Consider the following 17,853-nt stretch of genomic DNA (forward strand, 5'->3'; position numbering starts at 1 on the left):
AACCCGGCTGATCGGGTTGAGCGATGTACTTTAGAGACAAGTAATATTGGTCGAACTGGACACCACCGGACTGTCAAGCTATGGAACTGGCGCTCAACAGCCTCAGAAGAGAGCCGGCAGTGACTGGAGACAGGCCAAAAAAAGCGGAACGCCTAATCATCGAAGCGCAGGAACGCTTTGAGCAGGACGACTTCAAAGAGGTCGCGCCGAACGCTATCGCGCAAGCGCTATTCGAAATCCGCCTGTCGCTATGGCTTTGTTTCGCAGTCCTTTGTCTACTGCTCTGGCGTCTCTGGTAGGTTAGCGAGGCCATCCGGTTTCGATGTCGACTGCCTCGAGCGCCGCGAAATCAGACGCGGCGCCAATTTCCGCAGACAATGCCCTCGCCCGACTGAAACACGCTTGCACATGCCTCCCGACTGCGATGGCGATTGCGGTCATCGTTACAGCATCGAGCGTGACCCATATGCCCGGCTGCGCCTCCCAATCGATCGCCTGAAGCTCGGGGTCGTTCTTGAAAAGGGCTACGGCGCCCGTGATCTTAGCTTGACTGTTTGCATCAGTGCGAACTGGCGCCCCGTTCACGAGAATCCCACCAATCTCGACCTTCCACCGCTGATCCGAAAGGGCGCTCAGCTTGGCGGCACGGGTTTCCTCTAGCGTTGGAACAGTCCGCGAGTAGGCCGTTGCCGTCCCAGCTGCTTCGGCGAACATAGCCCGGCCCAGTTCCTCCGGATCATCAGGAGACGCCGTGAATGGTATCCAGCCAAATGCAGGATGCTCAATCTCGAGATCAATTGCGCCGAACTGGTTATAAACGGGGTTGCGATAGTCCATTACGAGATCCTCAAGAAGAGCGTTTGCCGGCGACGGTTGGACCCGGCACTATTGTTCACGCGCCCCATAGCCCTCCACGTCCCTGAAAGAGCGGCGCCGCCCTTAACGCCAGTCATTGAGCCGGACCCGAACACCGTATCGTCCGTGGCGTCTGTGGTACTGTTCTCGCTAACGCCGGAGGGCTGTATCGCAGACCCGGCGTATGTGGATCCGTCCACGATGCCGGTGCCGTTTAGACTGTAGCCAAAGACATAGGTTCCAACGGCGCCGTAAGCTAAACCTGCGTTGCCAGCGCCATAGTCGACGGTGCCGGGTAGGCCGTTCAGCTTGGCCAACAGCGCCGTCGTGAAGCTCGCGGTAGTTCCGGCAAGCACGGCCGAATAGGCTTGAACGTGCGTGCCAATTACCAAGCCGAGGAGCGTCCGCATCGCCGAGTAGTCGGCCGCGGTAATCAACGAGCGAGCGTTGGCGGACGCATCGGTGATGTCTGCAGCGGTCACCGCGAGCAGCGCCTTCATTGCCGCATTGCTTGCCGCCTGCACCAGGGAACGGCCGCTAGCGCTCATGTCGATGATGTCGGCGACCTGAAGCGTCACTGCTCCGCTCTTACCGGCTACGCTCGAAACCTGGTCGGTATTGTCGATCTTGTCCCAAGAGGTGCCGGTCGAAACGATCCAGTCCCCGACCTTCCAGTCGGTGATGCCGCTGACGTTTGTCGCGCCGGGCGTGTCCACTTTATAGTACTGGCCCTTGTTGGCGCTTGACGCCGCCGGAATCGTCGGGGAGTTCGTATTGGCGTTCCAAGTGCCTTGGTAGGACATGGCACCAAAGAGCGCCGCCGGCAGTTGAGCTGCCGGAACCTTGCCGGTAGCGTCGAGAGCGGCATAGCCGTTCGCGTTGCCCTTTTCGAATGCGTCCTGCTTGCTGTCGAGAGCGGCCTGCAGCCCGGTCGTGTCTGAGATCGTGTGTTGATGCACCAGGAGCGCCCGGTTCGCGACTGAGACCAGGATACCCGCGACATCAAGGTCGATCGCTGAGAGCGCCGCGCTCAGCCGCAGAACGTCGTCTTCGAGATTGTTGCTGCCGTCCGGAAGCTGATAGCCGCGGTTCGGCGTGCTGTTTTCAACGGGCATTGGCGGTCCTAAGCGAGGGTTACGGGGTCGAGATCGCCCGGAAGTCGTAGGCCATCGGCCGCGCCGCCGGGGTGCCGGTGAGCGTGATGCGGATGCGCCCAACGGGATTGGCGTTGAAGCCAATGACGCTGTATTTGCGCTCGACCCAGCCGGCGTCCTGCAGCGGCGTCTGCGTCACCTGCGGAACCGGTGTCCAGACATCGTTGGCGGCGTCAGCATGCAGCGCGATCGTCGCGCCGGTCGGGATCTTGGTCTTCAGGTAGGACAGGATGTCGACGCCGGTCCCCATGTCGAAGGCGCGGGTGACATAGGTGCCCGTCGTCTGCAGCTCACCCTCGATCGCCAGGATCACCGGGAACACCACCGGCGAGACCTTGGCCGAGCCGGTGAGCACGGCGCGGACCTCGACATTGCCGGTGTAGAAGGCTTGCAGTTCCCAGGCCTGGTCCGGGCTGAGCAGGGTGACCGAACCGTCGTCGAGCTCGACCTCGAAATGCATCGCGGCCGCGGCGGTCGGCAGCTCGACCTCGGCTCGAATAAGGAGGTCGCTCATGTTGGCGGCGGCGAAGGTGCCGACATTCACGGTCTTGGTCGTCGGCGCGAACTTGGCCGCGACCAGCTGGAAGCAGATGTCCTCGTCCTGGTGCGGCGTCCAGGTGACGGCGTTCGACGACGACAGCATCACGCCGACCGAATAGGGCTGCGCGGCGACCGGCTGCTGCAGGTCGGCATCGAAGTCGCCGAGCTTGGCCGTCTTGATCGAATGGTCGCCGTCATTGGTCTTGACGACGAAGGCGTATTCGATGCCGCCCGCGAGCCAGATCGGATAGGGGAAGCGGATCTCGGTCCACTGGCCGATCACCGCTGCGTTCATGTCGTAGAACGCCTGGGCGATGACGTTGACGGTCGGAATGCCGTTGGCGACCTCGACCAGCTCGAGCACGATCGGATTGTCGGGATCGCCGACCAGGCAGACCTTCAGGTTGACGCCGGCAATGTGCCGCCCCTCGGTCAGCGTGAAGGTCTGCGCCAGCGGGTCGGACCGGCTGCCGCCATTGCCGCCGCCACCGCCGCCGACACCTCCGGTCTCGCGCGGCGCTGTCACCGAGGTCTGCTGCACGGTCGTGGTGACGACGCGACGCAGCGTCTCGATGTCGATCGTGCCCTGCCCGACGAAGATGGCGGCAGCCTTCGAGCCGCCGGCGCCATCGGCGACGAGGCCCTTCGCGCCGGCCGGCACATTGGCCGGGACGGTGAAGCTGTTGACGATCTGGCCGGCGCCGTCGGCGGAAAGGCCGCCAGGATTGACGTCGATGCCGTCGAATTCGAGCTTGGTCAGGTTCTCGCCGGCACCGAAGCCATGAATAGTGAACTGCAGCGATATCTGCCTGAGACAGGAAAGCCGCTCCTCGCGCGTCGAGCTCTCGATCGTCTCCTTCTGCGTCGTCGTGGTCGTCGTCGTGGTGCGGCCGGTGGTCGACCTCGACGTGGTGATGACCACGGGCGACGACAAGGCCGCCGCGCTGTCGGAGGCCCATTCGGTGGCGCTCTCGGTCCAGTAGTCGACCGGCGGGTTGATCGTCATTGACGCCGGCAGCGGCGTGAAGTTCTGGTATGGGTTGATCTTGGTGCAGCGCGTGGCCAAAGCCTGCTCGACCGCAACCTCTTCTGTCCAGTTCAGCAGCGTGACGCCGGCCAGGTTGATCGCATGGAAAGTGGGATCGATCGCTAGGCGCAGCAGGCCGCCGAACACGGCCGCGGTCTGCGCCTCACCCTCGTCGCGGTAGCGATCGGAGGTGAAGGGATCGACGAAGACGCCGTTCTTCGAGATCGGCTCGCGGCTGTCGATGTCGCGTTGCAGGCGCTCGAGGGCGATCAGATCAAGCGCGTCGACCAGGCTGTTATACATCCGGTCGATCTTGGCCATGGTATAGGCGCGCACACCGATGTTGGTGACGTTCGGCGTGCCAGTCCAGATGTTCTCGACCAAAGCGAGCGGCAGCACGTCGGCGGGCACCGTCGGCGGCAGCGCGTTGGTGCGGCTCGAAACGCCCTTCAGGTAGACTGAATTGCCGTCGCTATCCAAGCCGAGCACGTCGACGCGCGGCAGCTTGAAGTCATAGTCGACCTGGATTTGCCCGCCATTGACGCCGCCGGCGACGGTGATGGTGGTTGCGGTGATATCCGTTGCCGAGACGATGCCTAGATAGCGGTATTTGACGGTGTAGCTCGACCCGGTCGCGGGCTCGGCGCCGCCGGCCGCCCAGGACACCAGGTCGCCGGCCTTCGTGTAATCGGCCGGCGTCGCATAGGTCGTGGCGCCCTGCTTCACCTCGAGGATCGACGTCACGCCCGTGTTGACCAGAGCGTCGGAGCCGTTCGGCGTGCCGCCGCGCACGACTGTCTCGGTGACTTCCTTCTCGACCAGGACTTCGCGGATCGTGGCGATCGGCCCGTGATTGAGGGTGACGATCGTCGGGTTCGCGCCGAATGTATGCACCTCGGTCGGGATGCGGAACAGATCGAAGGTTTCCGTCTCGCGGTGGCGCAGCGCCGCATAGCGGGTCCGCTTCTGGCCCTTGATGTTGGCGACGCCCTCGGCGATCGAGAAGACCTGGTCCGTTCCATCCTTGCCAAGCGCGGAGACCGAGCAGCCCGAGACGATGTAGTTGCCGTTGGCGTCGAAGTCGTAGATCGCGAGCTGCGCGTTGATGCCCGTCAGGTTCGGCGGCGGCGTCTGGTCTATCGCGACGCCATCCTTGAGCAGGTAGACCGAGTAGAGGTCGCCCACGCCGCCGTCACCGGAGAAGCCCCAGGCGAGCGCGTACACGACGCGGGCGGCGCCGGCTTCTCCCTCGGAGAGCGAGCCAGGCATCAGGCCCAGCAGAGCGGGCTCCTCCAGTTCGGTCACATAGGTTTTGAGCAGGCGCACCCCGATGTGCACGGCACCTGTCATCGGCACGTCTGTCAGCACCGCCGCCGGCGCGTCGAGAACGCGGCCCGCCACATAGAGCTTGCCGGCGATCAGCGTGACGGCTTGCGCCTCAACGTCGATGATGATGTCGGCGCCTTCGACGCGGTCGCCGTCGCGCGCGACCAGATTGCCGATCGAACGGATCTTCCGCTGAAGGATGGTCTGGGCCTCGACCATCTCGGCCGCCTGACCAATCTTGCCTTCACGGTTGAGCACGCTGTCCCACAGCGGAAACTGCGGTGCGCGGTCATAGGCGCCGGTCAGGTTCGACTCGTGCTCGTAAGCCATTTTGCCTCAGCTGATTTTCAAGAGCGCACGAAAGCGTTCGCGCGAGGTTTTGCCGAGAAGCGCCGGCGCGATATCGAAGCCGCCGACCATGGCGCCACCCGCGATTGCGGCGCCGGGCAGCCACCGGATACCGGCGGGGTGTGCGCCGACGGGCGCGCCGCCGAGCGTGACACTCCAGGATTGGATGGTCTCGCCCTCGCCTTCGCCGAAATCCATCATGGCTTCGACATAAAGGTTCGGACCGGCGCCACTTGCCACGACCCAGCTTTGCCCGGCGGCATGGTAGTAGCCGCCGAAGGAGGCGCTGACCGGCCTATAGACTCGCGCCCTGCGGAAACCGATCGGCGAGCCGTCCTCACGATAGACGCCGATCCAGCACGACTTGGCGAGCAGCGCGGTGGCGATGATCTGCGCCCGGGACAGAGCGGCGTCCGAGACCCATTGCAGGCCGGGCGTGTTCCAGGGGAACGGTCCCCAGCCGATCGACCCGCCCTCGACCGGCTCGATCCAGGCGCCAAGCGCGGCCAGCTCGGCTTCCGTCAGATCGTGCTGGCCGGCATCGAAGGTGCGGCCGAAGGACCATTTGACGCCGCCGGCGTGGAGAAACACGCCGGAGTTGTCGCCCCAGATGCCGTCGCCCCACCTGGTGTAGGCCCAGTCGTGCTCGCGCACATTGTAGCCGTTCCGGGCGCGGTAGAACTCGGAGCGGACCGGGTCCGACAGGCGCACCACGGCCTCGATCGTGCCGAGATCGTCCTCGTTGTCGCGAAAACGGTCGAGCTCGAGCTCATAGAGGTGCCAGCGCGTGCGCCTGATCGGCGCCTCATAGAAGGTCGAGAAGGCGTAGCCGACCCATGTCAGGCTCTCGGCCACACCTTGCGGAGTGCCCTTCACCCGCTGCCAACGCAGGCCGTATTCGATAACCGAGGCGAGATCGGGAAGATATTGCGTAATCGGGCCGAGCCCGTATTCCACGACGAGCCATGGCAGGATCGACGGCTGCACCGGCGCGAGCTTGAAACCCCGCAGTTCCTCGAAGCCCGGCTCGAGCTCCGGCAGGCGGTCGAGCGATTCCGACAGCGCGCGCTCGAAGGCCGTCGCGTTCTGCGGCAGCAGGTTCTGCCGATCGGTCACCGGTCGCGGCCTCTGTAGGTTAGGGTGACAGTGCCTAGCTTCACCGCGGCGCCGTCATCAATGATCGTGTCGACGACCGGGGCGGCCAGGGACACTTTTTGGACGCCAGGCACCTGGAGTTTCGAGACCAGCCACGAGCGCGTCAGGTTGAAGCCGAGCCCGCCCTCGTCGGCGAGCGCCTGGCGCAACAGCGCCTCGAGGCTGTCGAACACGGTCATCGGCGTCGTCGGCAACAGCCAGATATCGGCGGCGACGTTGACCGTGGCGCTGGTGGCGGACAAGACCGTGATGCGGTCGGAAATCACCCGGACACTGCTCTTTTGCACCTCTGCATCGACGGCGGCGAGCAAAGCGGCGTCAGGCTCGCCGAAATTGTCGGTCGCAAGCACGGCAATGCGAATGTCTGGCCCGGTGCCGACGCGATAGACGGCGACATCCTTGACGCGGATGCTGGCCCGGAGTGCGGCGCTTTTGTACCAGTCCTCGGAGCCGGCCGTGGAGCGGCCGGAAATGGCGACCACAGTGCGGGCGCGCAGCCTGGCATCAGTTTCGCCGGTCAGGCGGATGACGTCATAGAACGCAGCCAGGTGATCGAGATCGGCGCCGGCCGCGAAGGCCAGCAGGTTGGCTTTGACCGCGTCGTTGATCGCAGCCCTGTAGAGCACCTCGCGAAAGGCGCCGACCTGCAGCTGGATGTTGCCGGGCTCTCCCTCGAGATCGATGATGCCGGTGACGTCTAGCCCATAGGCGGTGGCCAGGTCGACGAAGACCGCCTTGATCGCGGCGAGCGCGTCGGCCTCCGACGTGACGGAGATCGCCTGCGGCGCCGGCAGGCCCTCGAGCGTGGACAGATCGAGCATGGCGGTTCCTGTTTCCGGGCGAAGCCCGCAAGGCCGACTGGCCGTCGCGGCTGATGCCGCGCCCCACCGGAGCCGCAGGCGGCGAAGCCGTGCGCGGCGTGAGGCTATGAAGAAGTTACGATCAGTTGGCCGCCGGCCTGACCGAGGCGCAGCGAGACGGTGCCGGCCGGCGTGAAGTCGCCGAGATGGGCGCGCGGCCGGTAAATGCCTTCGATGACCCAGGCGGAAGCGCCGGCGCGGTCGAGTGTCAGCGGCGAGATGCGCGTCGGCGTGAGGCGCGGCTCGAAAAGCAGGATCACGGCCGCGACCGACCACTGGAAGCGGATGACGGTCTGGACGTTGGCGAGCTCGCCGAGCAGCGCCGGGACCGGACTGCCGACACATTCACGCAAGACGCGCTCGAAATAGCGTGTCGTCAGCAGGATCTCGATCGCCTGGATGACGTTGTCCCAGCCGCTCTGCCGCAGCCCGGTCGAGCGGTCCATGCCGAATTGCGTCACTTGCGCTTCCCGCGTCCGCCCTTCGCCGGAGCGTCGGCCGATCCATCAGCCTTCGGCTGCGCCGGCTCGACGACATGGCCGCGCAGCCGCTCATAAGCCGCCTGCGACGGCGTCATTTCGACGGCGGTGCCGGCCACGCCAAGGTGCGGCGCGCGCTTGGTGACAACGAGTTTCATGGAGGCCTCCTAGTCGGCGGCGAATACTTTCGAGGAGCCCTCGACGATCGGCCAAAGGCCGGTCGAAGATCCCGACATGACATGGACGCGATCGCCAACGCGGGCGATCCTCTTCCCCCCGGCCCCGCCGAGATCGACGCGGGAAGCCGACAGCTCGGCCCGCTCGCCGCCGGCATCGAACAGTACCGTCGCCCCGCCGAACTTCGACAGGATCCGCGTTCTCGAATCGGAAGACGGCGCCGGGTTCTGGTCCGAAAAGGTCATCGGCAATGCGATGCCCTGGCGCATGTCGCCATGCGGCGCGACCAGCATCATCTGCTGGCCTTGCGTCGGCGGCCGCCAGGATTTTTCGTTGCCGGCGATCTCGCCCCACGGCCGCAGCGGCGACAGGAATTCGCGGCCATTGGCGTCCGACAGCAAGAGCTGCACGCGCTTGGCGTCGTGATCGACCTTCTTCACCGTGCCGAACCGCAGGTTGCCGGCGACCATGCGCTTTAGCGTGGCGATATCGGCCTGCAGGCCGAGGATGACCTTCACCAGTTCCGTGTCATGCATCAGGCGGACCCGCCGAGATCGGGATCGGGCAGGATATCGTCCGTCAGTTCGGTCTGCTCGCCGTTGATGACGGTGCCGACCTGGTCGAACCCGACGACTTCGCCGGCATCGGGCGGTGCGACGCCCAGCATGGCCGGCACCGCGGCCGTGGTCATCAGGGTCGACTGGATCTTCTGCCAGCTCATCAGGTCGAAGCCCTTGGCGAACTCGCCGCGCATGATGACGACCGCAGACTGGTAGTCCGGGACCGTCGCCAGTTTGGTCAGTGCCGCGTCAATGACGGGAGGCAGCTCGGCGCCCGGAGCGGGATCGCAGACCGGCTCGATCTCAATCTCGACCATGCGGATGGCGTGCTTGCGGCCGCCTTCCGGATCGACGCCGCGAGCGGCCTTCACCGGCCCGATCGCGGCGACAAGCGAGCGGAAGCATTCCGCGAAGGCATTGTTGGGATCGGACAGCACGCGCCGCCACTGCCGGTCGAGCATGTCGAGCGAGAATTCAAGACCGGCATCGGTCGGCGCGATCTCGATCTGGTTGACCGCCTGGCCGTCGGTCGTCTGATAGGTGACGCTCGAGGCAACGATCAGGTCGAGCGCGAAGGTCACGGTGCCGGAGGTGACGAAGAAACCCTCGTTCTGGCCGGCATACTTGCTCTCGTCGATGCGAACGAGGATGACCGGCGCCTGTCGGTCGCTCATGATCGAAGACAGCGCCTCGATCGAGGAATCGGTGACGCCGTCGGCGGCGATGGTGTTGCCGCGCAGCGCCTGCACTGCAAGCATGCGCAGCATGGCGTTGACCAGGCTCATCCGTTCTGTCCTTCGCTCGCCGCGGCTTCGCCGCTCGCTGCGGACGGCCGGGCAAACGTGCCCGACGCGCGGTTGCCGCCTTTGGCGGAGATCACGGCGCCGCCTTCAGGTTCGACAGATAGAACACGATCACCTCGGGCAGGTCATCGACGACGCGCTCGATCGAATAGATCGGCTCGGCCGGGCGGCTGGTGACCTCGCACTGATCGCCGGTCTTCGGCAGCCAGGCCATATCGGCGCGCGGGATCGAAGCGGTGCACAGCCGGCCGGCGTAGCGGGTCGGGGCCATGCCGCGATCGCGGCCGCCGAGGAATTCCAGGTCCGGATCGATGTCGAACCGGCCTTTCAGGCCGAGCATGGCCGGGCGCGACGGATCGTCGGCTACCGACATCTCGCCACGCAGCTTGGCGCGGATGGTGATCAGGTCGCCCATGCGGGAGCGCGTCTCATGGACAAGGCGCGATCGGGCTGCACGAATATCCATGAAAGGCTCCGAAAAGGTGAGGCCTCAGGCCTGGCCGAGGTCCATCTGGCTGGCCTCGTCCGCCTTCACGAGGTCAACCTTGCTGGCTGGGCGCGCGGCACCCTTTGCGACAAGATCGTCGAGCTGCTTCTTGTCGACGTCGATGAATGATCCAGGCGCCTTCACCTCGATTTCTGCGCGCTTGATTGTCTTGCCTTCCAGGCTCTTCTCGCCCGGCGACTTGCACAGGTGAACGGTGCTCAAAGCAACGGCTTTGACCATGATGCTTTCTCCAATTGTGTTGAATTGCCGAGAAAAGATGTCGGACCGGGGCAATCAGCCGAGGACGGTCGCCTTCAGCGTCGCGTTCGGATTGACGGGCACCATCAGCGGCGCCGACTGGGTGAGGATCTGCTCGATCGCCACATCGCCTTCGGGGATGTAGTTGCGCGGGAAGATCGGCAGCGCCTCGAACTGCGCATGCACGTCGACGATCGTGCCGAAGCAGCGATAGCCCTGCACGTTCGGCCCGGTCAGCACGACATCCTTGGGCGACATGAACGGAGTGACCGAGCCGTTTACGGTGTAATAGTCCTTATAGACCCAGACTTCGATGCCGCCACCGAGCGTGCCGCCATAGCGGACCTCGCCGGTGGTCATGAGGCCGGTCTTGATCGTCAGGTCGGCATTGCCGCGCCTGGTCAAGTCCATCTCGGCGAGGATCTCGCTGTCGCGCCGCATGACGCCCCAGGCATCCGTGCCGACGGTGATGCGGTTCGGCGCGCCGCCGAACTCGGCCGAATGCATCATGTCGGCCCAGCCCTGAATATCGTCCAGGATGGACACGCCGGGATCGCCCCAGCGCGCGCCGGCGCCGAGCACCACGGTGTGTCCGGCGGCGCGACCGAAGTCGACCAGCCGCTGCGGCATGTCCTTGCCTTCGATGACGACCTTGCCGTCGATGACGGCCTTGGCGGCCATCCATTCCCAGAGCCTTTCGACCGCGACGCGATGGAACTGCAGGATGTCGGCTTTGACCGCATCGTAGCGCGCCGCGGGGCTCTGCGCATTGGGACCAAGCAAGGTGCCCGGGCGGCGGGTGAGAGCGCGCAGCGGCGAGACAGGATCGCTGGCCTTGACATAACCCGGCTTGAAGCGCTCGACGCGCGCGCCTTCCTCGTAGATCGCCCGGCCTTGCGCCATCGGGGCGACAAAGGGCGCGAGCTTGCGACCCGAACGCGGAATCTTCTCCAGGTCGATATATTCGTCGGTCGATGACATCTGGTGGGGGAAGAGAAGGTCGAGCCAGTAGCTCGGCACGATGTCGAGTTCGCGGAACACACCGAGCAGGGTGTGCGTATCCCAAAGTTCGTAGTTGTCGAAATCCGCCATGGTCGTGGCCCTTTGAAAGAGGCGGCCGGGGCCGCGATTGCATTGGGGTTTGCGCCTTGCGCTCAGAGCCGCTTGCGGACGAGGATGTTTGTGGGCGCCGGCGCGCCCCGGAAAGCGGCCTCGCGCTTGTCATCCGTGTTGAACGAGGCATCCCAATTGAGCGCATCCGGATTGAAATTGCCGGCCCGGTAGATCGCGACGCGCTGCGCGACATCGGTGTCGACCAGCGGGGCAGTCGTGATGCCGAGCGGCGCCACACCGATCTGATCCGCCCCGCCGACGAGGGTGGTGTTCGAAAATGCGATGGCCGCGCCGGTCTCGGTGGTTGCGATCGCGTTGCCGGGCGCTCCCGCGGCCTTGGCGATGATACCGACGATGCCGGCGGCATCGGACTGAGCGCTGACATCGGGATGGGGCGTGGTGAGCGAGCCGTATGCGGTGCCGGCACCAGCTCCGCCATTGATCGCCGCGATCAAATTGTTGGCGGTCTCCGCCGCCGTCGCACCGATTTTGACCTGACCGGCGACAGTCGTCGGCGCAGCCTTCAAGGTATAGACCGTCGCGCCGAGGGTGATGGTGTCGTCGACAGCCCCGGCACCGGAGAGCACCAGCCGGCCGGTCGCCTTGCTGCCGGGCGCATGGACAAAAGTCGCCATGGCCACGGTGTCCGTGGCCGCGAGGCCGACAACCGAGAAAGCCGGCAGCGCTACATCCGCTGCCACGGGAAAGTCCTCGGTGACAGGGTGCGGTATGGCCGAATTGAAGATTTCGGCGGAGGTGAACGTCTCGGAAACGTCCCGTGCCGCCATGCCCGGCTGCGCAAAGGGAATGCTGGTCATGATCGACCCTTTCAGGTGAGGAGTTGCGATTGGATGGTGCGAGGCATCAGCCCTGCCTGGCCGGCGCTCCCGTCGAGGCGCGGTAATTGGCCAGGATCCGGTTGGCCGCTTCCTGCGATGCCGCCGCGGACTTTCCAGCGCCGGGCTGTGCGAGGCCGGCCGCGGCAAGGCGCGATTTCTCATAGACCTCGGCGCCTGCGTCTACCGGCTTGAACGCCGCGACGTTGGCGACGACGAACGCGGCGACATCTTCACCGGTCATGGCAGGCGACCTGGTCGCCAGGTCGAGCGCCGCCGCCATGCGACCGCCGTCTCCCTTGACGCCCTCGGCGCCAAGGGCGGTCGTCAGGCGCTTGTTCTCGGCCGCCACGCCGGCGGCATGGCCTTTGGTCTCGGCAGCCGCGACGGCCGCGTCGTGATCGGCTTTCGGAATGCCGGCAACTCCAATGGCTGCGGGCGCGCCGGGGTTCTCGCTCATGGATGTGCTCCCTTTCTGCGGGGTTGAGCGCCCGCCGTTCGGCGTGGAGGCGCGGGAAAGTTCGGCAAGCACGCTTTCGAACGAACCGACCCGGTCGGCGATGCCGGCGTCGACCGCAGCCTTGCCAATGAACGTGCGTGCTTCCGTCTTGCGCGCGGCGGCTGCGGTGAGCCTGGAGCCCCGGCCTTTGGCTACCGTGGCGAGGAATGCGCCGTAGAAGGCGTCAACTTCGGCCTGCAGGTCCTCGCGGACGGCGTCGGAAAGCGGCTCGAACGGGTTGGCGTCGACCTTGTGGGCGCCGGCGTGGATGAGCGTCGGCGTGATGCCGTCGCGGTCCAGCTGCCGGCTGAAGTCGGCGTGCAGAAGAACGACGCCGATCGAGCCCGCTATGCCGGTTTCCGTGGTGACGATCTCGTTGGCGCCGGACGCGATGGCGTACATGGCCGAAGCCGCCATGCCGTTGACGACCGCGACGGTCCGCTTCCTTGCGGCAAGATCGCGCACGAGGGCCGCGGTTTCGAAGGCGCCCACGGCTTCGCCGCCTGGCGAATGCATGTCAAGGATGACAGACCTGACAGCCGGGTCGGCAGCTGCCGATTTCAGCTGGAAGCCGATCCCTTCGTAGGAAGTCAGACCGGAGCTGGCACCGACCCAGGCGCCGCGGTTTACCAGGGAGCCGGTGACCGTGATGATGCCAACCCCGTCGCGGGTGACGCGATAAGGCACGGCGCGACGGGCACCGTTCTCGTCCTCGACGACCGATCCCCCCTCGAATCGGGAACTCTCGGGCCCATTGGCGCCGAGCCTGCCGGCAAGGACGGAAAGCACCACCTCGGCCTTGTCACGCGTGATCAGCAGCGGCCGGTTCAGCACCCGGTCGGCGATATGGATCAGCGATGTCATGGGGGCTCCTAGCGGATGAACCGCATGGTCTTGGCGTAGCGCGAACGCTTTCCGTTTTTTGCCGAACAGGCAGCCGAGAGGCGCATCAGTTCGGCGTCGAGCGCCTTGATGTCGGCGCCGGAGAAACGAAGCTGCTCTCGCGTCACCGGCGACTGGATAGAAAGTTCCTCGACATGCTCGCCGGCGAGCGCGCGCAGCTTGACCGCATAGAGCGCCTGATAGAGGGCGCAGGGGTCATCCTGGTCGACGGCAACGCCGTTGATGGTGACGAGGGCCGGCATCAGGCAAGTTCCTTTTTCTTCGATGCCTTCTCGTCCTGGATGACGTCGTCCTTCGCGTCGCCCGGCCCCTGACCGAACGGCGACGGCATGCCCGCCTCGACATAGCGCTTGTGCCAGTAGAGCCGGCGCTCGAAGACCTCCTCCGCGTCGGCCCCGATCTCCGCGCATTCCATGTCAAGCGTCGACGTCCCGTTGAGCAACCGTTCGCTCGCCGCCTTGGCGCTCTTCTGGTCGTCGGCAGTGGCCTTGGCCGGGCCTTGCCACATTGCCCAAAGCACCCTGTCCCGGTTTGCGGAGAAAGCCTCGTAGCCACCCTTGAACGGCAGCCGGCCGGTGCCGATCAGCTCGTCCACCAGATGCTCGAAGCCGATCTGGCAAATCGGCGAAGCGATGCGATCGCGGCGGCGGGTGACAACCGGGTGCAGGGACGCCCCTTCCATTCGGGTCGAGGAATAGGTCGCGCCCTCATAGTTCATGGTGTAGCTGGCAACGCTGATGCCGATCGCGCGCGCCATGCCGCGCTGCAGCTCGTTGGATACGGGCAGGAATTGCGGCCCCGGAATGCCGGTCGACATCAGGTCGAGTTTCTCTCCGGGCGCCAAATGCGAGATTTTCGGATCTCTGCCGACCGAGATTTCGCTTTCGGCCGCCTTGTCCATGACGGCAAGGAAATAGTCGCGGAACTGGGCGCGCAGCTCCTTGCCGTCCTGGCTCTCGCCGAGCGCCTCAAGAGCCTCGAAGGCCTCTGCCGAAGGCTTTTCGCTGGTCAGCACCTGGGCAAAGACGGTCTGCAGGATACCGGTCTGGATCGTCACGTCGACCAGCGTCTCCCATTGCAGGTATTCCCGAAAGGCCGCGACGAGCCGAGAAATGCCGCGCACGTCGTTGCCGTCCACCGGGTCGAACACATGAGCGACCATCTGGCGCCCTTGCGCGTCAAAGGCCCGATGGTCGCGCTTGACGACGATGCCGGTTTCTTTCTCGGCGAGACGGTAGGCGACAGGACGGCCGTTCGGATCGTGGATAACGCCCTGATACAGCCCCTCGAACTCACTGGTGTCCTGCACCAAAGCGGTAGGCGTCGTCAGGCACATCTTGGTTCCGGACGTGATGCCGTAGCGGCGGCGGACGCCGGCGGACATATAGTCCATCAGCATCAGCGCCTCGCCAAAGACGACGTCATGGCGCAGAGCGATGTCCACCTTTTGCGGCACGATGAATTTGCCCTTAAGGTCGCATTCGCGCGCGTTCCACGCCCAGCGTTTCCACTCGGCCTTCAACAGCTTGATGAAATCGTCCGTCTCCTTCCTGTCGTAACCAAGCTTTGCCAGGTCCGGCATCGGATTGAGGATGAGCTCGACCCCGACGGTGTCCGCGATGACCTGGTCGACCGCACCTCTCAGACGGCCGGAATTCTGGATGATGTCCATGGCAAGGCCGGCCGCGCGGCGCCAGGCGGTGCGGACCTGGTCGCGATGATCGCGCAGCGCGGTGCCGCGCGTCGATAGGATCCGCGAATGGCTGTCGCGCAGATACCCGGCATTTGCGGACGGACGAGGAGCGGACGCGCCTTCCCTGCCGAATATCCGCTCCAGCAACTTCATGCGCGCCTTTTCCATTTCTCGCGACGGGCTTGCGAGGCCTCGTCCGTCGTCGGTTCTGTCGGGTCCGTGGGCTCCTGCCTCGGGGCATGGCGAAGGCCGTGAAGGAGGTCCGGCTCCGAAGCCGGTCTCAGCCGCTCGCGCAGCGCCGCCCAGTCGTCCGCCCTGTTGGTCGACAGCCCGAGCATTTCCGCCATCGCCATGGCGTAGACCTGCGCGTCCAGGCAGTGGTTGTCCGGCCGCAGGCGTTTCCATTCCTCATGGAACTTGCCGCGCACCACCTCGGCGACGAAGGCCTCCGCCGTGAGCTGCAGGAAATATTCCTTCGGCAGGAAGTCGCCGAAATGCACGTAGCCCGGCGGATCGGCCGGCTCGCCGGAACGCAGGCCGGGCTTGTGCAGATTGGCGAACAGTTCCGACTTGAGGCCCCATGTGCCGACCGGCCATAGCATCGCGCTGCCGAAACGCTTGCGCTTGCCGCGCTTGGTGACCGACTTCTTGGCCGGGACGCTGATTGCCGGCACACCGCGTCCGCCGACACCCTTGACAGCATAGGCATTGGGGCGCCGCCGGCACCATTCGAGAACCTGATTGGTGCGGCCGCCGTCGCCGCCGTCCACCGCCATCGCCTCGATCCGGCGCCAGCCGCCGAAAGCGTCGCCGAGCGGCTTGGCGAAGAACTCACCGAGCTTGGTCCAGGCGCCTTCGCCTGCATTGTCCGTCGCACCCTCGAAGAAGCGGATCCCCAGCACCCAGCACTGCCGGTCTTCGCCAAAGGCGACGACGAGGGTCCAGATGCCATTGTGCTGCACGTCGGCGCCGGCAACGAGAATAAGCCCTTCGGCAGGGACCTTCATCTCCGCGAAGGGTTCGCGGCGCTCCATCAGCCGCTCGTATTCCGGCGCGTTGCCCTTCACCTTTGCGGGAAGGCCGTACACCAGATTGAAAATGCCCTTGTCGCCGAGACCGCCGGCCTTGGAGTGGTTGAGTATGTCCTCGGCGATCGCTTCGTAACTCATCATCAGCGAGATGAAGGCATCGACGTGGAAGCCGGGGTGCCGGTCAGGACCGGTCAGGGTGGCGATGTAGCGTCCATTGCGGACGCCGATGACCCGCTCGGTTTCGGTGATGATGTGCCCGCAATGCGGGCAGACATAGAAGCTCTTGTGCGGATGCAGTCGATCGAGATGGAACCCCTCGTGGGCCTGGACGAACTCTCCGCCACATTCAACGCAGGCAATGTTCCAGAAACGCTGGTCGGAGCGCTTGAAGGAACGGTCGATCCGGCAATGCCCCGGCAGGTCGCCCAGGTCGTCGCCGGTGTCGATCTCCGGCGTCGACAGCTCGAAGATCTTGAAGGCCTTCGTGCGCCGGAAGGCGGTGAAGCGACCGAAAAAGAGCGTTTCCGGATCGTCGCCGCTGACATGGGTCTGCCACTTGGAGACCTCGTCCTTGACGCCGTAGCGCGTCGTCTTGCCCGAGAGGTCGGTCGCCACGTTGGCGTTGGCGAGCATCAGCGATCCGCCGGCGAAACGCTTCTCGTAAATGGTCGAGCCCGAGCCGGACCTGCTCACGGCCGGGAAGATCACCTGCTTGCCAGTCTTCGCCTGCCAGGCCTCGATAAGCGGCTGCAGCTTCTGGCTGTTCATGTCCTGCAGGAAGTCGATCGACGGCAGGCCGTAGATGGTGTTGTCCGGCGCCGTGTCGGCGATGTAGAGCGACCAGGCAAGGGCGAGGATCGAGACGCCCGTCTGTTGCGATTTGCGCACCGTCACCAGATTGCAGGGATGCTCGAGCGACAGGCAGTCGGCGATCTCGCCTAGATATGGCGCGTCTTCGAGCGCCCAGAGTTCCCCCTTCTTAGGCCCGTCGACAAGCACGATGTTGTCGGGCAGCCAGTCACGAAAGCGCGCCGGCGGGCGCGGCCTGATCGCCTCCGCAAGCGCCATGCCGGCAAGGCGCAGCGCGCCGGGATGGCCGAGCCCGAAATGGATGCTCACAACTCCTCGTCCTCGAGCACGTCGTCATGCTCGGCGGCTTTCTCGACGATAGCGCCAAGCCGATCGGCAATCTCGGTGTTCAGCTCGAAAGCGATGCTGCGCAACAGCACGCGCAGCCCATGAGCGCCTTCTCGCGAAACAGCCAAAGCCATGTCGTCGGCCTTGTTCTGCAGGCGGGCGATGCTCGACTGGATCTCACGGCCGCAGACCGTCAGGGCTTCACGCATCCGGTCGGCGCGGACCAGCTGGCCGATATGCTCCTGCCGACGCAGCTTCTCGCGTCCGACTTTGAGCCAGGCTTCTTGCCGAAGCGCTTCGTCGCGCGACGTGCTGGAGTTGGCCGACGGAGCCGACGGCGCGTCCTTGCGAGCGGCCGCAATCTTCTCGGAGCTAGCGAACTCGCCGCGGTAGTAGTCGTAATGCGCCAGCGAGAACCGCATGATCCGGTCGCGCGCGTCGCGCTCGACCGGAAGGTCGTGCTCCTCGACCAGTCGCCGCGCGAGTTTGGTCACGGCCTGCTTCGTAACGCCGTCGCGCGCCGCGATCTCGGCGGGCGTCGCCATCACGGTTTCTTCAGACGGCATTCAGACAACTTCCTTCGAGCCGCTGACAACCCTGACAACCCAACTT

General features: G+C 65.2%; 19 protein-coding genes. 1 reads left to right on the forward strand and 18 read right to left on the reverse strand.

Annotated features, from left to right (window positions below):
* The first annotated feature begins 80 nt into the window (after positions 1–80).
* The gene (locus tag P9230_RS19940; RefSeq protein ID WP_067327977.1) at positions 81–299 is read left to right on the forward strand and encodes a hypothetical protein; all 219 of its coding nucleotides are present in this window, start codon (positions 81–83) and stop codon (positions 297–299) included.
* Position 300: 1 nt separating this feature from the next.
* Here the strand turns inward: P9230_RS19940 and P9230_RS19945 are convergent, their stop codons facing one another.
* The 18 genes from P9230_RS19945 to P9230_RS20030 all read right to left on the reverse strand — a co-directional run bounded on the left by P9230_RS19945 (position 301) and on the right by P9230_RS20030 (position 17,807).
* Positions 301–837: a DUF4376 domain-containing protein gene (locus P9230_RS19945; protein WP_127217222.1), complete on the reverse strand. Its 537-nt coding sequence runs from the start codon at positions 835–837 to the stop codon at positions 301–303.
* A complete protein-coding gene (locus tag P9230_RS19950; RefSeq protein ID WP_278120593.1) occupies positions 837–1,970 on the reverse strand; it encodes a hypothetical protein in 1,134 nt (377 codons plus the stop codon). Before P9230_RS19950 ends, P9230_RS19945 begins: the two co-directional genes overlap by 1 nt.
* A gap of 19 nt (positions 1,971–1,989) precedes the next feature.
* A complete protein-coding gene (locus P9230_RS19955; RefSeq protein WP_278120594.1) occupies positions 1,990–5,232 on the reverse strand; it encodes a DUF4815 domain-containing protein in 3,243 nt (1,080 codons plus the stop codon).
* 6 nt (positions 5,233–5,238) lie between these two features.
* Positions 5,239–6,366 carry a phage tail protein gene (locus tag P9230_RS19960; protein ID WP_278120595.1) on the reverse strand — a complete coding sequence of 376 codons (1,128 nt, stop codon included), beginning with the start codon at positions 6,364–6,366 and terminating at the stop codon, positions 5,239–5,241.
* Positions 6,363–7,226 (reverse strand): baseplate J/gp47 family protein, encoded by an 864-nt coding sequence (locus tag P9230_RS19965; RefSeq protein ID WP_278120596.1) that lies wholly within the window; start codon positions 7,224–7,226, stop codon positions 6,363–6,365. The genes P9230_RS19960 and P9230_RS19965 overlap by 4 nt, the downstream gene beginning before the upstream one ends.
* A gap of 104 nt (positions 7,227–7,330) precedes the next feature.
* Entirely contained in the window at positions 7,331–7,726 is a 396-nt protein-coding gene (locus tag P9230_RS19970; protein WP_278120597.1) for a GPW/gp25 family protein, read from the reverse strand.
* The gene (locus P9230_RS19975) at positions 7,723–7,902 is read right to left on the reverse strand and encodes a hypothetical protein (protein WP_278120598.1); all 180 of its coding nucleotides are present in this window, start codon (positions 7,900–7,902) and stop codon (positions 7,723–7,725) included. The genes P9230_RS19970 and P9230_RS19975 overlap by 4 nt, the downstream gene beginning before the upstream one ends.
* A gap of 9 nt (positions 7,903–7,911) precedes the next feature.
* The gene (locus P9230_RS19980) at positions 7,912–8,457 is read right to left on the reverse strand and encodes a phage baseplate assembly protein V (RefSeq protein WP_278120599.1); all 546 of its coding nucleotides are present in this window, start codon (positions 8,455–8,457) and stop codon (positions 7,912–7,914) included.
* A complete protein-coding gene (locus P9230_RS19985) occupies positions 8,457–9,266 on the reverse strand; it encodes a hypothetical protein (protein ID WP_208721118.1) in 810 nt (269 codons plus the stop codon). The genes P9230_RS19980 and P9230_RS19985 overlap by 1 nt, the downstream gene beginning before the upstream one ends.
* Before the next feature lie 91 nt (positions 9,267–9,357).
* On the reverse strand, positions 9,358–9,750 hold the full coding sequence (locus P9230_RS19990) for a hypothetical protein (RefSeq protein WP_208721125.1): 393 nt from the start codon (positions 9,748–9,750) through the stop codon (positions 9,358–9,360).
* A gap of 24 nt (positions 9,751–9,774) precedes the next feature.
* Complete coding sequence (locus P9230_RS19995) at positions 9,775–10,011, reverse strand: hypothetical protein (RefSeq protein ID WP_278120600.1); 237 nt, start codon at positions 10,009–10,011, stop codon at positions 9,775–9,777.
* A gap of 54 nt (positions 10,012–10,065) precedes the next feature.
* On the reverse strand, positions 10,066–11,121 hold the full coding sequence (locus tag P9230_RS20000) for a major capsid protein (RefSeq protein ID WP_127403747.1): 1,056 nt from the start codon (positions 11,119–11,121) through the stop codon (positions 10,066–10,068).
* Positions 11,122–11,183: 62 nt separating this feature from the next.
* On the reverse strand, positions 11,184–11,960 hold the full coding sequence (locus tag P9230_RS20005) for a hypothetical protein (protein ID WP_278120601.1): 777 nt from the start codon (positions 11,958–11,960) through the stop codon (positions 11,184–11,186).
* Positions 11,961–12,006: 46 nt separating this feature from the next.
* Positions 12,007–13,341: a S49 family peptidase gene (locus P9230_RS20010; RefSeq protein ID WP_278120602.1), complete on the reverse strand. Its 1,335-nt coding sequence runs from the start codon at positions 13,339–13,341 to the stop codon at positions 12,007–12,009.
* A gap of 8 nt (positions 13,342–13,349) precedes the next feature.
* Positions 13,350–13,622 (reverse strand): hypothetical protein, encoded by a 273-nt coding sequence (locus P9230_RS20015; RefSeq protein WP_278056218.1) that lies wholly within the window; start codon positions 13,620–13,622, stop codon positions 13,350–13,352.
* Positions 13,622–15,226 carry a phage portal protein gene (locus P9230_RS20020; RefSeq protein ID WP_278120603.1) on the reverse strand — a complete coding sequence of 535 codons (1,605 nt, stop codon included), beginning with the start codon at positions 15,224–15,226 and terminating at the stop codon, positions 13,622–13,624. The genes P9230_RS20015 and P9230_RS20020 overlap by 1 nt, the downstream gene beginning before the upstream one ends.
* Positions 15,223–17,223 (reverse strand): terminase gpA endonuclease subunit, encoded by a 2,001-nt coding sequence (locus P9230_RS20025; RefSeq protein ID WP_278120604.1) that lies wholly within the window; start codon positions 17,221–17,223, stop codon positions 15,223–15,225. The genes P9230_RS20020 and P9230_RS20025 overlap by 4 nt, the downstream gene beginning before the upstream one ends.
* Positions 17,220–17,807 (reverse strand): hypothetical protein, encoded by a 588-nt coding sequence (locus P9230_RS20030; RefSeq protein WP_278120605.1) that lies wholly within the window; start codon positions 17,805–17,807, stop codon positions 17,220–17,222. Before P9230_RS20030 ends, P9230_RS20025 begins: the two co-directional genes overlap by 4 nt.
* Between the last annotated feature and the right edge of the window lie 46 nt (positions 17,808–17,853).

It is taken from the genome of Mesorhizobium sp. WSM4887 (genome assembly GCF_029625865.1).
In the GTDB taxonomy this organism is placed as follows: domain Bacteria; phylum Pseudomonadota; class Alphaproteobacteria; order Rhizobiales; family Rhizobiaceae; genus Mesorhizobium.